The 15,578-nt window shown below is 71.2% G+C and carries 11 protein-coding genes; 3 read left to right on the forward strand and 8 right to left on the reverse strand.

Annotation, left to right across the window (positions count from 1 at the left end; all coding sequences use genetic code 11):
• Positions 1 to 221: 221 nt before the first annotated feature.
• Positions 222 to 449: a hypothetical protein gene (locus AB0E78_RS37990; protein WP_361843055.1), complete on the forward strand. Its 228-nt coding sequence runs from the start codon at positions 222 to 224 to the stop codon at positions 447 to 449.
• Between the two features lie 169 nt (positions 450 to 618).
• On the opposite strand, the gene AB0E78_RS37995 is transcribed toward AB0E78_RS37990, so the two are convergent.
• The 7 genes from AB0E78_RS37995 to AB0E78_RS38025 form a co-directional block, all read right to left on the reverse strand.
• Positions 619 to 1,449 carry a serine protease gene (locus tag AB0E78_RS37995; RefSeq protein WP_361843058.1) on the reverse strand — a complete coding sequence of 277 codons (831 nt, stop codon included), beginning with the start codon at positions 1,447 to 1,449 and terminating at the stop codon, positions 619 to 621.
• A 165-nt stretch (positions 1,450 to 1,614) separates the two neighbouring features.
• Complete coding sequence (locus AB0E78_RS38000) at positions 1,615 to 3,159, reverse strand: RNA polymerase sigma factor (RefSeq protein ID WP_361843060.1); 1,545 nt, start codon at positions 3,157 to 3,159, stop codon at positions 1,615 to 1,617.
• A 419-nt stretch (positions 3,160 to 3,578) separates the two neighbouring features.
• The gene (locus tag AB0E78_RS38005; RefSeq protein WP_361843063.1) at positions 3,579 to 4,466 is read right to left on the reverse strand and encodes a FadR/GntR family transcriptional regulator; all 888 of its coding nucleotides are present in this window, start codon (positions 4,464 to 4,466) and stop codon (positions 3,579 to 3,581) included.
• A gap of 161 nt (positions 4,467 to 4,627) precedes the next feature.
• On the reverse strand, positions 4,628 to 6,568 hold the full coding sequence (locus AB0E78_RS38010) for an ATP-binding cassette domain-containing protein (protein ID WP_361843065.1): 1,941 nt from the start codon (positions 6,566 to 6,568) through the stop codon (positions 4,628 to 4,630).
• A gap of 202 nt (positions 6,569 to 6,770) precedes the next feature.
• Positions 6,771 to 7,532, reverse strand: coding sequence for an NUDIX domain-containing protein (locus AB0E78_RS38015; protein ID WP_361843067.1), 762 nt, complete (start codon positions 7,530 to 7,532; stop codon positions 6,771 to 6,773).
• 139 nt (positions 7,533 to 7,671) lie between these two features.
• Entirely contained in the window at positions 7,672 to 9,573 is a 1,902-nt protein-coding gene (locus AB0E78_RS38020) for a glycogen debranching N-terminal domain-containing protein (protein ID WP_361843070.1), read from the reverse strand.
• Positions 9,574 to 9,963: 390 nt separating this feature from the next.
• A complete protein-coding gene (locus AB0E78_RS38025; protein WP_361843072.1) occupies positions 9,964 to 11,427 on the reverse strand; it encodes a DUF4192 domain-containing protein in 1,464 nt (487 codons plus the stop codon).
• A gap of 133 nt (positions 11,428 to 11,560) precedes the next feature.
• Here AB0E78_RS38025 and AB0E78_RS38030 point away from each other — a divergent pair, with 133 nt between their 5' ends.
• Positions 11,561 to 13,750 (forward strand): RecQ family ATP-dependent DNA helicase, encoded by a 2,190-nt coding sequence (locus AB0E78_RS38030; protein ID WP_361843075.1) that lies wholly within the window; start codon positions 11,561 to 11,563, stop codon positions 13,748 to 13,750.
• A gap of 214 nt (positions 13,751 to 13,964) precedes the next feature.
• A complete protein-coding gene (locus AB0E78_RS38035) occupies positions 13,965 to 14,606 on the forward strand; it encodes a hypothetical protein (protein WP_361843078.1) in 642 nt (213 codons plus the stop codon).
• A 229-nt stretch (positions 14,607 to 14,835) separates the two neighbouring features.
• Here the strand turns inward: AB0E78_RS38035 and AB0E78_RS38040 are convergent, their stop codons facing one another.
• Positions 14,836 to 15,510 carry a hypothetical protein gene (locus AB0E78_RS38040; protein ID WP_361843080.1) on the reverse strand — a complete coding sequence of 225 codons (675 nt, stop codon included), beginning with the start codon at positions 15,508 to 15,510 and terminating at the stop codon, positions 14,836 to 14,838.
• Positions 15,511 to 15,578: the final 68 nt, after the last annotated feature.

Below are 15,578 nucleotides of genomic sequence, written 5' to 3' on the forward strand. Positions count from 1 at the left end.
CCTCATGAACAACCGGCAACCCAGCCGGCGGACGACCGACCTGACAGACAGCGCGAAACCGTACGACACGTAAGAGACGTAATACGGCACATTCGCCGCCAACCGGCAGCAGACAGCCGCCTCGGAAAAAACTTCGAGGAAAAGCCACGAGCGGGAACGTTTTCGGCCTGGTTGGATGTTGACCCTGGTACGACAGCTCGTCGAGCTAGAGAAGAGGCGACGTGACTACTGTTCTGACCCCCGCGAGCCCCCTGACGGCCGCTGATCGCTGCGACCGCTGCGGCGCCCAGGCATACCTGCGCGTCGTCCTGTTGAGCGGCGGTGAACTGCTCTTCTGCGCCCACCACGGCCGCAAGTTCGAGCCGGAACTCAAGAAGATCGCCGCTGAGATACAGGACGAGACGGAACGGCTGACGGCCGTCCCGGAGACCACTGACGAGGATCACTGACACCTCGCACCCACGACGAGCCATCCGGCGCACGCCAGGCCGGTGAACGGGCGGCCGCCCCTGCCAACCCCAGGGACGGCCGCCCGCTCGCGTTAGACGGGCACCCAGGCACCTCCTCGGCGGCCCCTGGCGGCGCCCCACTCTCCCCTCACGGACAACTCCCGTGTTTTCAGCCGCGTAGATGGATGTCCCGCGCGACGCCCGAGATCCGCGTATAGACCCCGGGACTCCCGGCCCGCCCGCAGCCGCTCCCCCACGACACCAGGCCGATCAGCCGCCCACGGGCGACGAGCGGACCACCGCTGTCCCCCTGACAGGCATCGCGCCCGCCCTGAAGTTCCCCCGCGCACAGCATGGATGCGGCCGCGTACGTTCCGTCAGAATCGCCCGGGTAGGCCTTCTCGCACGTCGCATCAGGCAGTACGCGCACCTGTGCGGCGTGCAACGTCCGCGCGTAATCGCCCGACCCCGTCGTGTCACCCCACCCGTAGACCGCCGCCTGCGTGCCGGAGTCGTACGCCTGGTCGCCCGCACCGGCCATGGGGAGCACGTGGCTCTGCGGAAGCGGGCTCGCCAGCGACAGCACGGCGACGTCGCCGGAGTTCGAGAAGCTGTCGTACTCCGGATTGACCTCCACCCGGCGCACCGCGATCTCCCTGCCCTGCGACGTACCCAGGTCGTCCCGGCCGACGATCACCTTCAGGTCACTCATCTCGCTCAGCCGTACTCCCAGGACTTCCTCTCCCATGCAGTGCGCCGCGGTGAGCACCGTCGAGCGGCCGACCACCACTCCTCCGCAGAACTGTCCCGAACGCGTACCCCCGAACCGGTCACGGCTGGACAGTGCCACCACCCAGGGGCTGTCGGCCACCCGGACCTGACTGCCCCCGATGACGATGCTGTCGGCCGCCGCGGGAGCCTGAGCGGCCAGCGGCAGCACCACCGCGGGGGCGACAAGGGCCAACGCCGCCGTGAAGGTGCGAGCGAAAGGACGAGGCATGCGATCTCCTCACTCTGGGTTGTCGTGAAACACCCACAGTGATCCAGCGCGTCGCGCCCCGCACCCGCGCCACGCGCGTCCGCGTCGGGGCGGACACACATCGGACAAACAGAAGACCCGAGGCCTCGCATGAGGCCTCGGGTCTTTCTTGTGGAGCGCTGGTGACTAGTCGAGGTAGTCGCGCAGGACCTGCGAACGCGACGGGTGACGCAGCTTCGACATCGTCTTCGACTCGATCTGGCGGATGCGCTCACGCGTCACCCCGTAGACCTTGCCGATCTCGTCGAGGGTCTTCGGCTGGCCGTCCGTGAGACCGAAGCGCATGGAGACCACGCCCGCCTCACGCTCGGACAGCGTGTCGAGCACGGAGTGCAGCTGCTCCTGGAGGAGCGTGAAGCTGACCGCGTCGGCCGGAACGACCGCCTCGGAGTCCTCGATGAGGTCGCCGAACTCGCTGTCGCCGTCCTCACCCAGGGGGGTGTGGAGGGAGATCGGCTCACGGCCGTACTTCTGGACCTCGATGACCTTCTCCGGGGTCATGTCGAGTTCCTTGGCCAGCTCCTCCGGGGTGGGCTCACGGCCCAGGTCCTGGAGCATCTGGCGCTGCACGCGCGCGAGCTTGTTGATGACCTCGACCATGTGCACCGGGATACGGATGGTGCGGGCCTGGTCGGCCATGGCGCGGGTGATCGCCTGACGGATCCACCAGGTGGCGTACGTGGAGAACTTGTAGCCCTTGGTGTAGTCGAACTTCTCGACCGCGCGGATCAGACCGAGGTTGCCCTCCTGGATGAGGTCCAGGAAGAGCATGCCGCGGCCGGTGTAGCGCTTGGCCAGGGAGACCACCAGGCGGAGGTTGGCCTCCAGGAGGTGGTTCTTGGCGCGGCGCCCGTCCTCGGCGATGATCTCCAGCTCGCGCTTGAGCTTCGGGGCGAGCTTGTCGGCGTTCGCCAGCTTGTCCTCGGCGAACAGGCCGGCCTCGATGCGCTTGGCGAGCTCGACCTCCTGCTCGGCGTTGAGCAGCGGGACCTTGCCGATCTGCTTCAGGTAGTCCTTGACGGGGTCGGCGGTGGCACCGGCCGCGGCGACCTGCTGGGCCGGCGCGTCGTCCTCGTCCTCGTCGGACAGTACGAAGCCCTTTGCGCCCTCTTCCTCGGGCTCGCCCTCACCGGGCTTGCCCTTCGCGGGCGTCTCCTCGGTGGCTTCGTCGTCCAGGATCTCGTCGTCCTGCTTGGACGCACTCTTCTTTGCCGTCGCCTTCTTGGCGACGGTCTTCTTGGCGACGGCCTTCTTGGCCGTCGTCTTCTTGGCTGCGACCTTCTTCGCGGGCGCGTCCTCAGCTGCGACATCTACGGCCGACGCCTCGGGGGCGGCGGTCGCGGTGGCCTGCTTAGCCGTGACCGTCTTGGCCGCGACAGTCTTGGTCGCGGTGCGCTTGGCCGGGCTCTTCGCTGCGACGCTCTTGCGGGGGCGTTTCGGCTCCGCGGCACTGACCATCAGCGTCACACCCTCTTCCTCGAGGATCTGGTTGAGGCTGCGCAGAACGTTCTTCCACTGAGTGGCCGGAATCTGGTCAGCTTCGAAGGCACGACGCACGTCATCGCCGGCGATCTGCCCATCAGCCTTTCCCCGCTCGATGAGCGCCATGACAGAGACGGATTCGGCGATCTCCGGCGGGAGCGTACGGGATGTGCTGGCCGACACGAACAACCTCTCGGAACGTTGGAAAACGGCTTCCGGCCCCGTCCATTGTGGACCAGGACCGACGACCGACGACTGGGGATGGGCCGACGGCGCAGGCGGGGCCGGGGAGCTGTACAGCGTCGCGAACGACTGCTGCATTCCCTCCTCGGCTATCACCTCTTAGGTCATCGCGCTGCCCCGACGAGCGTTACGCCCAATCTACGTGGCCCGAGTCACACCCCGTAAGCGCTCAAAAGCGGCCAGATACGGTCAGAGGTGTGCAGACCCGAGCCCTGACGGCCCTCCGGACGGCAACGACCGCGTCGCCGGGACTCTGCCGGATCCCCGAGGAAGCCACAGAGTCCCGGCGTCGCCACCGCGCCAACGGAGTGATGAGGTCGGGCCGCGAGGCGCATGAGGCGGCCGTACGGACGCAGGACCGGCCGTCAGTGCTCGCGGGGGGCGGGCACGACGCGCTCCACCTCCGGGTGGACGGTGAGCAGCTGGCGCATGGCGGCCTCGGCGCCGGGTCCGTCGCCCGCCCCGAGGGCGTCGACAATGCGCGAGTGGTGCACCAGCGACGCCTCGGTGGGGCGGTCGCAGCCGACGACCGGGCCGCCCGAGACCTGCAGCGCGGCCGAGACGATGCCCGACAGGTGCTCCAGCATGCGGTTGCTCGCGAGCTGGATGAGCAGCGAGTGGAACTCCGCGTCGGCACGGGAGAAGGTGATCCCGTCACCCTGGCTCAAGGCGTGGCCCATGATCTCGACCATGTCGGCGAGACGCTGCTGGACCTCCTCGCGGCCGTGGCCCGCGGCGAGCCGGGCGGCGAGGGGCTCGATCGTCCAGCGCAGCTCGCTGAGTTCACGGCGCTGGTCGTCGCGCTGCGGCCCGAACGCGCGCCATTCGATGATGTCCGGGTCCAGCAGGTTCCAGTCACTGACGGGCCGCACGCGCGTGCCCACATTCGGCCTGGCACTGACCAGGCCCTTGGCCTCGAGAACACGCAGCGATTCACGGACTACGGTGCGGGAGACCTCGAAACGCTGGCCGATCTCCTCGGGGACCAGCGGGCGGTCGGCTCCCAGGTCGCCGGAGACGATCATCTGGCCGAGCTGCTGGACGAGTTGGCCGTGCAGGCCACGGCCGCGGCTGCCGGCGCTGCGTCGTCCCACGCGGCCGAGGTCCTGGTCGGCGCTGTCCCACGAGGGCGCGACGACGCGGTCGGCACCCGGGGCCTCGGCGTAGGGGTAGCGGTCGAGTTCGCCCGGGCCGGCGAGGCCGGAGTCTGCGGAGCGGGCGGCGGTCATCATGGTGTGCGCAAGGGTACTCACGGAACCTTTGTCGGCGTGGCTCCCAAGTCCCTTGAGGTCTTTGGTGAAAAGCACACGAAAGGGTGATCGCTTACCCCGCCGCAATTGACGCCTTATCGGAAAGAAATGGGCGTTCTCCGGGGAGTTGTGCGCAGCACGGGAACGGAAGCGACGGACGGTCGTTATCGAGCCCTCCCGCGCATCGCCGTGAGCAGATATGCGCAGAGCAGAGCGGTCACCGACAACATCAGCGCACTACCCACAGGTTGGGCGACCATCCGGACTCCGCCGGCCAGATATCGCTCGACACCGAACGGCCACTGCACCAGTGCGAGGTCGCGCAACCTCCCGGGAAGCCCCGCCGCCGATCGCACAGACGGCCCCTCCAAGGCCTTTTGTACGAGCGGTACGACGAGGATCGGCACGGCGAGAACCGCGGCGAGACCGGCGGTCGTGGACCGGAAGACTCCGCCGGCGAGCACCCCCGCCCAGGCGCATCCCGCGACCAGTGCGACCCAACTCGCGCCCAGCGAAAGCCAGTCGGCGGGAACTCTGGCGACCTCTTCGCCGTATACCAGGTGCAGGAGCGCGGCGTCGGAGGCAAGGACGAGCAGGCACAGCAGGAGCGCGGTGGCGGCAGCGACGATCAACTTGGCGCTGAGCAGCCCCAAGCGGCGGGGGACGGTGCCCCGGTCGGCAGCGAGGGCGGGATGACGGAATTCCTCGCCGAAGGCGAGGGCGCCGAGCAGTCCGGCGCCAAGCGCCGCGGGCGGCAAGGGGAGTTCCTGGGGCCAGGCGGCCAGCAGGTGAGCCTGAGGCGTGTGACCACTCCTGGCGAGGAAGACGCACAGGACGGCGGAGACGGCGAGCACAGCGGCCATGGTGAGGTACCCGGTGCCGACACCGGCGGCGCGGCGCAGCTCGTAGCGCAGGGGGCGTAGCGGCCCACGGGCGGGTCGGATGTAGATCGGGGGAGGCAAGGGGGACGGCACCGCAGGAACCGGCTGGGCGGCGGTGATCGGGGCCGTGGCGGTGACCGGGTCCGTGGTGGCGACCGGGCCCGGGGTGGCGACCGGGTCCGTAGTGGCGAGCGGGACGAGGTTCTTGGGCGCGGGAACGGGCTCAGCCTCGGCCGGGGCGGAGGCCTCGGCTCCAGCCGGCGAGTCACCTCCTGTTGGCGCCCCTGCCGCGTCGCCCGCAGTCACTGCGCCAGCGGGCTCGGGAGCGGGCGCAGCAGCCTCCGCCGCAGGCCCCGCATCCCCGATCTCGTCGGCAAGTTGGTGGACGAGGATTCCGTGACGGAAGGCGGTCTCTCCGATGTCGGCACAGGTACTGCCGTACACCGAGAGCCGGTTGCCGTCCTCCTTGACCACCTCGATGGAGCGCTGCGCGGCGCGGGCCTCCTTGGACAGCAGCGTGCCGAGCCGAGCCGCGTGCGGACTGCGCACCGCGACCCGGGGGCGCAGCCGGGTGCGGGCGAAGTCACCGGCTTCCTGGTCGGCCACCAGTCGGCCCGCGTCCAGCGTGACGACGCGGTCGGCGGTCCGCGCGGCCTCCTTGGGGTCGGCCGTGGAGAACAGGACGGTCCCGCCCTGGGTGGCGTGCGCGCGCAGAATCCCGTGCAGCCAGCCGCCCTCCCGGGCCGAGAGTCCGTCTGCGGGCCCGTCGAGGACGAGCGTGTGCGGGTCGGCGAGCAGCGCGCAGGCCAGCCCGAGACGGCGGTCCATGCCACGCGAGAGCGTGCCGAGCCGCTGATCTCGGAGGCTGACGAGCCCGACGACTTCGAGTACGTCGTCGGCGCGCTGGACGGGCACACCGGCGGCCGCGCACAGCATGCGCAGCTGACCGCGGACCGTGCGGCCGGGGTGCCCCGGAACCTCGCCCAGCAGGACGCCCACCTCGCGCGACGGATGGGTGATCCGGTGCAGCGGACGCCCTCGGAAGTAGGTGACTCCTCGGCCCTGTTGGATTTCGAGCATGAGTCTCAGCGCCGTCGTCTTGCCGGCGCCCTGCGCGCCGAGCAGCGCCGTGACACGGCCTGTTCGCGCCTCGAAGGACACGTCGTCGACGGCGGGCGGCAGCTCCTGGCGGGGATTGCTTGTCAGTCCGATGGCCTGGATCATCGCTTCTCTCGCGGGATGTGCGACCGCTCGGCGGCCAGAGTTCGTCCGCCGGGTCGGGGACGGACGAACCCCGTGGGTACTCCTGCAAGATAACGCGATATTTCCGGCATTTCGGTCAGGGTGTGGGCCGCGGGTGTCCCTCACGCGGCCAGACCGGCACCAGACCGACAGGTGACCAGCGGGGCAACCCGTGGTGCGGCTCTCAGACCTCGGGGCGCAGCATCGGCGGGTTGAGCAAAGTCGCACCGCCCGCGCGGAAGAGCTGGGCCGGGCGACCGCCCTGGCGGGTGGTCGTACCACCAGTAGGGACGAGGAAGCCCGGCGTGCCGGTCACCTTGCGGTGGAAGTTGCGCGGGTCGAGCACGACGCCCCACACGGCTTCGTACACCCGTCGCAGCTCACCGACGGTGAACTCGGGCGGGCAGAAGGCCGTCGCCAGCGACGAGTACTCGATCTTCGAACGGGCGCGCTCCACGCCGTCCGCCAGGATCTGCGTGTGGTCGAAGGCGAGCGGCGCCGCCTGCTCGCCCTCACGGCCGTACCCGCCCTGGTTGAGCAGTGCCTCGACCGGCGCCCAGCGGGCACTGTTCGCATCACCGCCGGCCCGCGGTGCGGGGAGGTCGGGAGCGAGCGCGAGATGGGCGACGCTGACGACCCGCATCCGCGGATCGCGCTTGGGATCGCCGTACGTGGCGAGCTGCTCCAGGTGCGCGCCGTTCGCCTGCGCCGGAGAGTCCGGATCGTGAGCGCACAGACCCGTCTCCTCGACCAGCTCCCGCGCGGCGGCCGCCGACAAGTCCTCGTCGTCCCGCACGAAGCCGCCGGGGAGCGCCCAACGACCTTGGAACGGCGACTCACCCCGGCGTACCGCAAGTGCGCAGAGCGCGTGGCGACGCACGGTCAGCACGACCAGATCGACAGTGACAGCAAAGGGCGGGAAGGCCGACGGGTCGTAGGGCGACATGCCGCGATCATAGTCGTCTGCCTGACGATAAACAGCTCCTCCGGCATCCGATCCCGGTCGGATTCGCCGTGCCCCGCGTCGGATTTGAGCCACACCCGCCGCAGGTGTACCACCGTCCCGGCGGCTCCTTCCTCCTTGGTCACACCCCCAGCTGCAGCCCTTCGGCGGCCTCCTCGACCATGGCGAGGCCGAGCCGGCTGACGCGCACGGAGAACGGGGCGCCCGCGACGCGCAGCGCCGTCAGCCCCAGCTCACCGAGGGGCGCGCTGCGGACGGGACTCAACGTCACCGTGCCCGACGGGGCATCGGGCCGGATCCCGGCGAGCGACGTGAGCAGCAGTACCCCGGCAGCCGCGGCGGTGGCCGCCGGGCGACAGGCAGCGGGGTGCGGCAACGGAGCACCGCCTTCCGTGCGCTGCTCCCCCGCGTACATCTCAGGCAGTCGGCAGTCGAACGTCTCGGCCGCCGCCAGCGCCCCTCGCAGCAACGCACTCGCCTCTTTCTCGTAGCCTGCGGCGGCCAGACCCGCGACGGCGACCGCGGTCTCATGGACGCGCACCGCCCCGCCACGATGTCCGAAAGGGTTGTACGCGGCTTCCTTGGCGCCCAGGCTCCGCAGCCCCCATCCCGAGTCCATGGCGGGCCCGCCCAGAAGCCGGGCGAGCTGCTCGGTCCGCACCTTGTCCAGCAGTCCCGGCGCGAGTACGCCCGACCCGAGCAGACCCGTGTCGAGGAGGTGCGCGGCTCCACCGGTGAGGTGGGACACGGGACGGCCGTCGGCCAGGCAGGCCGCGGCCGGCCGCCCACCCGTCCGGTCCTCCACCCAGAAGTCCTCCCGGAACGAGCCCCGCAGCCGCTCCGCCCAGTGCCGCAGGTCCGCGCCTCCCGGACGGCTGTGCGCGTCGAGCAGGTCGGCGCCGAGCAGCGCGGCCCGGTGGGCATGGGCCTGGGTCTCGCAGCGCGCGGGCCCACCCGGATACGGGTCCGGCAGTGGCCCTCCGTCCGCCGCGGCAAGCAGCCACCGCAGGCAACGCTCGGCCGCCGGCAGCAACTCCTCCGTCTCCTGAGCCGGCAGCCCCCAACGCCATGCCTCCGCCAATAGCACCGGAAAGAGCAGCGTCGCCTCGACTCCCGTGCACCCGGGCGGCAGATGCGGTCCCGCGTTCCGCAGCGGACCGGGGATCATGCCCGCCCTGGGCCCCTTGCCCACGAGTTGACGGCGGGCGAGCATACGCAGCGTCCCTGCGGCGATCCGGGTGCCGAGCGGCAAGGCCATCCGGGCGGCCGCGAGCGCCTCGGCCGGCGCGAGGCCGCAGCGCCATGGCGCCCCCGCCGCCAGGTGGACGTCGGTCGGGTGCTCGGGGTCCCGCAGCAGCAACGCCTGGAGATCCTCCACGGATCGGTCCAGCAGGGTCCGGGCCCTGGGGTCGTCGCCCGCGGCCCGCGCCGTGGCGAGGGAGCGCGAAGCCCCGTGCCCGACCGCCCGCACCGGGCCCGCGCCCTCCGGCCGTACCCGCAGCTCCAGGCTCCAGGTGCCGCCCGGCGGCAGCTCCACCTCCCAGCGCAGCAGCCCCGCGGAGGCCAGCGCGTCCGCGGGCCCCGGGTGTGCGCTGACCACACAGGTGCCCGGCGGCGAGGACCAGCGCATCCCGGAGTCGTGCACACTGGCGGGCAGTTCGGGACCTGTATTGCCGGAAGCGACCGCTCCGAGCTCTGCCAGGTCCGTGCCGAGCGACACCTCCACGGGGAGCCGCAGGTGTCGGCCGGCGGCACTGCGCAGGACGATCCGCTCCGTGCCGTCCGCGTACCGGGTCCGCTCGACGATCACGTCCGGATCCGGGCCACCGTCCGCGGAGGGCCGCAGCGTCGCCACGAAGCGAGCGCAGTCGGCCGAGAGCATCCGCGCCTGCACGGCGATCGGCTCGCGCCCCGCCACACGAAGCTGGCAGCGGGACAGCAGCCTGCGCCCCGCGCGGTAGAACCCCTCGAGTCCCCGGCCGGTCAACTGCCCCTGGTCCGTGGAGATCGCGAGAGCGGGCATGGCGACACAGATCAGTGTGGCGTGCGCGGGCGGCAGCTGAGCGAGGCGACGCGGCGCGGGAGCCTGCGCGGGTCCGCCGGGAGGAAGCGGAGATCGCGGCGCGGGCCTCCGGGACCCCTCTCTGCCGGAGACACCGGAGACGCCGGAGCCAGGAGACGGGGCGGGCAGGGGCATGAGGTGGCCTCTTCTGCGCTGTCCGCGCTACGGGAAGTCGGAGGTCGTACAGCGGCTCGACCCAGGCACAGGTACCGCCACTCAGGTGAACGGACCCGCCCCGCCCCAAGTCACGCCTGCGGGAGGGTAAGCCACCCGCCCGGCCCCGGCCTTCCGCGCGCGGCACCCCGGACGCCACCCGTCCGGTCCCTGTCCCCCGACCCCGAACCCCCGCCTTCACGTGTCGTTCCTCGCTGCGCGCCGGATGGTGCGACGGCGGTTCTGCGGACCCGTGCTCGGCCTGTCGGCGGCCCGTGAGCCGGTGCCACCCTTCGGGCGGGCTGGGCGGCGGCGTCGCGGAGCGGCACCCACCGGCTCATCCGTGGGGTTCGAGGGCTGCGTAGAGAGGGGCAGCTCGGTCTGCACCCCCTTCGTGTCCCGGTCGGTCCGCTCCCTGCGCAAGCAGCGGCGGATCGGCTCAGGGTCCAGATCGCCGGTACAGGCATGGTGCAGGAGTTGCGCGAAGGTGTAACTCGGATCGGCGCACAGCGCCATGTCCAAAGCTTCCTGGCCCTCCGCGGTGTCACCGAGGGACCACGCGACCCAGCCCGCGAGCGCCAGCGGTGCCGCGGCGTGCTCCCCGTAGGCACCGACGCAGCGCCGGGCCAGGGCCCTCCAGAGCCGCAGCGCCGATGACGCGGCCTCTCCTTCCATCCACTCCGCGGCCCGATCACGCGTCGTACGGTCCTGGAGACCGAGGATCAGCGCAGCGGCCTCGTCGTGCGCGAGAAGTCCGTCGTCCTGGAGGTCCGCCTCCAGCCTGTCGGCGACCGACGGCGCGGCAACGATGCGGGCCATGATCCTTCGCGCCAGGTCAAGCGTGTCTGCGGCGACCTCCGCGTGCCCGTCCTCCTCCAGGATGCGGTGCACGATCGCCATGCCCGCCGCGTCGAGTGCGGCTTCCTGGTCCGCCGCGGCGACGGATTCCCACGGGGCGAGCCGCGCCCGCATTTCCTTTTGAGTGACGCCTACTTGGAGGCCTGCGTAGGCCGTGGCCGCGGCCAGGACCGAGGTGCCGGGCCGCAGCAGTGGCACGCCCTCCGGCGGGCAGCACTGCTTGTTCGGACAGCAGTAGGTCCAGAAGGTGCCCGCCGAGATGCACACGACCTCGAACACGGGAACGTCGAGGCTTCCGCAGGCGGTGCGGAGCACCTGTGCCAGCGGTCGAAGGCGCTCCATGACCTGCCGGCCCGATTCGGCACCGACCGGTTCCGCGCACAGGAAGGCGACAATGCCGTCGGGCCGGGCGCCGCGCCGCTCACAACCGCCCACCAGGCACTGGGCGAGCTGCTCCGCGATGGGCGGCCAGTCCTCCTCGCGCCCGGGAATGCCGAGGCGCACCCTCCCACCGAACCGCCCCCGCTCGCCGTGCAGGGCAATGAGGACGACGCTCTCCTCCGGCCGGAACCCGAGCAAGTACGGCAGGGCATCCGCGAGTTCGGCGGGAGTACGCAAGGTGACCGTCGTCTCGTCGATGGAGCCGGTGGGCTCGATCGCATCGATGGGGTTGATGGAGCCAGTTGATTCGGCCGAGCCGATGGAGTCGGCTGAGTCGGCCGGGCGAATGGAGTCTGCCGAGCCGATGGAGTCAGTCGAGTCGTTCGTGTTGTTCGTGTCGTTTTGTTCGCTGTGGTTCGCCATGCGCCGACTCTCCCGCGAATCACCAGGTTCCGGTTTGCCCTGTGGATAAGTGCGGTCAGGGGCACGCCAAGAGTTATCCACAGCTCGGCGGACTCGTTCGCGCAATGTCAGACCCATCGGGTTGCATGGGGGCATGAGCAACGAAGATCTACGCACGGCGGCCGATGCCGTACTCGCCCGACTCGTCGGCGGCCCCGCGCCCGCAAGCGGTGAGGTGCCCCCGTCGGACGGTCCACGACTGCGTGAGGACCAATGGCGAGCGATCGAAGCGCTCGTCGCCGACAAGCGACGGGCCCTGGTCGTGCAGCGCACGGGCTGGGGAAAGTCCGCCGTGTACTTCGTCGCGACCGCACTGCTGCGGGAGCGGGGCAGCGGCCCCACCGTGATCGTCTCCCCGCTGCTCGCGCTCATGCGCAACCAGGTGGAGTCGGCCGCCCGGGCCGGGATCCGCGCCCGCACGATCAACTCCTCCAACACGGAGGAGTGGGAGACCATCCAGGCCGAGGTGGCCTCCGGCGACGTGGACGTCCTCCTCGTCAGCCCGGAGCGGCTGAACAACCCGGACTTCCGCGATCAGGTCCTGCCCAAGCTCGCCGCCGCGACCGGCCTGCTCGTGGTCGACGAAGCGCACTGCATCTCGGACTGGGGCCATGACTTCCGGCCCGACTACCGACGGTTGCGCACGATGCTCGCCGACCTGCCGCCGGGCGTCCCCGTCCTGGCCACCACCGCGACCGCCAACGCACGTGTGACAGCTGACGTGGCCGAGCAGCTGGGCACCGGCGGCACCTCGGACGCGCTCGTGCTGCGCGGCCCCCTCGACCGGGAGAGCCTGAGCCTGAGCGTTCTGCAACTTCCCAACGCGGCACACCGGTTGGCCTGGCTAGCCGACCACCTGGATGAGCTGCCGGGCTCGGGGATCATCTATACGCTCACGGTCGCCGCCGCCGAGGAGATCACCGCCTTCCTGCGGCAGTGCGGCCACACCGTCACCTCGTACACCGGCAAGACGGAGAACGCGGACCGTCAGCAGGCCGAGGAGGATCTGCTCGCCAACCGCGTGAAGGCCCTGGTCGCCACCTCCGCCCTGGGGATGGGCTTCGACAAGCCCGACCTCGGCTTCGTGGTGCACCTCGGCTCCCCCTCCTCCCCGATCGCGTACTACCAGCAGGTCGGCCGCGCGGGCCGCGGAGTCGACCACGCGGAGGTGCTGCTCCTGCCGGGCAAGGAGGACGAGGCGATCTGGAACTACTTCGCCTCCCTCGCCTTCCCACCCGAGGAGCAGGTCAGGCGCACGCTGGACGTGCTGGCACAGGCAGGCAGGCCGCTGTCACTGCCCGCCTTGGAGCCATTGGTCGAGCTGCGCCGGTCACGCCTCGAGACGATGCTCAAGGTCCTCGACGTGGACGGCGCGGTCCGGCGCGTCAAGGGCGGCTGGACCTCCACGGGGATGCCCTGGGCGTACGACGCCGAGCGCTATGCCTGGGTCGCCAAGCAGCGGCAGACGGAGCAGCAGGCGATGCGTGAATACGCCGCGACTCCCGGCTGCCGGATGGAGTTCCTGCGGCGGCAGCTGGACGACGAGGCAGCCACCCCCTGCGGCCGCTGCGACAACTGCGCAGGAGCACGCTTCACCGACGCCGTGTCCTCCGGAGCACTCGACACGGCGCGGGGCGAACTGGTCCGCGCGGGCGTGGACGTCGAACCCCGGAGGATGTGGCCGACCGGGCTCGCAGCGGTCGGCGTCGACCTCAAGGGACGTATCCCCGCCGGGGAACAGGCCTCCCAGGGCCGGGCCTTGGGACGGCTTTCGGACATCGGGTGGGGCAACCGGCTCCGGCCGATGCTCGCCCCGCAGTCCCCTGACGGGCCCGTGCCCGACGACGTGGCGAAGGCCGTGGTCGGCGTCCTCGCCGACTGGGCGAAGGGCCCCGGCGGCTGGGCCTCGGGCAGCGCCGACGCCCAGCCACGACCGGCGGGCGTCGTGACCATGTCCTCGCACACCAGGCCCCAGCTGATCCAGTCGTTGGGCGCCCGGATCGCGGAGATCGGCCGCCTTCCGCTCCTCGGCTCCATCGAGTACGCCACCGGGGCCGACACGGCACATGTGCCGAGGAGCAACAGCGCTCAGCGCCTGCGCGCCCTCGACGGGACGCTGACCGTGCCCCCTGAGCTCGCCGCGGCGCTCCAGGAAGCGGGCGGCCCCGTGCTGCTCGTCGACGATCTGACTGACAGTGGCTGGACTTTGGCGGTGGCCGCGCGCATGCTCCGCCGTGCCGGAGCCAAGGGGGTGTTGCCGCTGGTCCTGGCCGTGCAAGGCTGACGCAAGCGTCGATGTGGGGCGCCGTGGGCAGGGATATAGAAGACGCATCACCAGATACCGGTCGGCGGTCCCAATTGCTCGTTGCCGCAAGGCAATCCGACGGGAAGAATTGGTATCGCTCCCCGCGCGGCTTTCCGTGGCCCGGCAGGAACGTGCCGCGGTGCGCTCCCCCAGTCCGACCCCGCCCTCTGGGCGCGTAGCCGAAGGGAGGACCGTGACCTTCGGATTCACTCCGTCCACTGCGGCATCGATGTCGGAGTTCTCGACGTCGGCTGAGATGTCCACCGATTCCGCCAACCGTCTGAGCCGGATGCTCGAGCCAGCGGAGTGGTCAGCCGCGGGAATACCCCTGCTGCGTAATCCGCGTGAGGTCGTCAGCGGCCTGCACGCCCGGCATCGTCCGACGCCCGAGACAGCCGTCGTCGCCGTCCTCGATCCTGAGGAACGGCTCCGGGCGAGCGCTTCGTTCACGCGGCGGCCGAGCGCGGCGGACGGGTGGGTGTTCCGCAACGCCCTGCTCGCGCAGCTGCGCCGGGTCATCCCGCACGATCTGCGGCGCCGCACTCCGGTGCGTACGGCGGTCCTGCTCTACTGCCGTGAGGGTGACGCGCGTTGGACGCCGGAGGACGGGGCGTGGATGTGGGGACTGCGGGACGCCTGCACGTTGCACGGGCTGCGATGCGGCGCCTACATCACGCTGACCCGTGACGGCTGGCAGGTCCTCGGTGAGGGGCGCGGCGGCCGTCGGCCCAGCACCGGTTCACATCCCGAGGCCTTCACCGACACCGATCCGCCGCCACCGATACGCACCGGCGGCGCCGCGTCCGAGGTACTGCGCCGGGTGGCGGCACGCTGAGGCGTCCTCCGGACCACCCGCCGCGAGGCGGGTGACAGGCATGGACCGGTGCGCACCTGACTCGTCCGCGTCGCGTGGTGCGCGACGCACACGGCTCGAAGCTCACCCGGCCATGCCACGGACACCGGCCGCCCACGCCCCACTCCGTCCACCCGGCCTCGAACGTCAGGCGTTCGATCGTCAGGCGGCCGAAGCCGGAGCCCGGGCCGCGGATGTCAGACGGCGAACGTCAGACGCCCGCGCCCAGCATCGCGTTGATGCGCTGCGGGTCACCGCAGACGATCAGTAGGACTCCGGCCCGGGTGAGCGCCGTCGGCAGTGCGCCGACCGCGGTCTCCTCGCTGCCGCCATTGATGGCGACGACGACCACGGGGCGGGGCACTGCACGGTCCAGGGCGGCGGCGTCGGCGTAGAAGACGTCGTCACCCGCGTCGTGCTGGGCCCAGTAGGACGTCTCGCCGAACGACAGCTCGTGCGTGGCCCACGGGTGCGGGTCGCCGGTGGTGATCACCAGGACCTCACCCGGGGCGCGGCCCGAGTCGAGCAGCAGGTCAACGGCTTCCTCGGCGGCGTCGAGCGCCCCCTCGGCGGAAGCCGGGACCAGCTGGATCTGCGGAACCGAAGCACCGGCATCCGTGACGGAGCCCGCGGGGGAACCAGCGGGAACCGTCGGAGCGGCGGAAGCGGCCGGGGCGGAAAGCCCGGGCTTGGCGGCCGGCTCGTGCGACGTGCGCTGCGCCGGCGGCATAGGCCGGGCGGGGCCCGGTCGGCCAGGACGCGGCGCGGCCGCGGGACGCGGGCCGGGTACGGGGCGGGGGGTCGGCGTGATGCGGCCACTGGCCGGGGTCACGCGGGGACCCTGGGCACTCTCGTGAATCTGAGGCTCCTCGGGACTGAGAGGCATGCGTTGTTGTCTATCAAACGCCGGTGCGAGTCGCATCGGCGGGTGGCACTTGAGTGCGAGTGGAACTG

It is taken from the genome of Streptomyces sp. NPDC032198, from assembly GCF_040636975.1.
Lineage (GTDB): Bacteria > Actinomycetota > Actinomycetes > Streptomycetales > Streptomycetaceae > Streptomyces.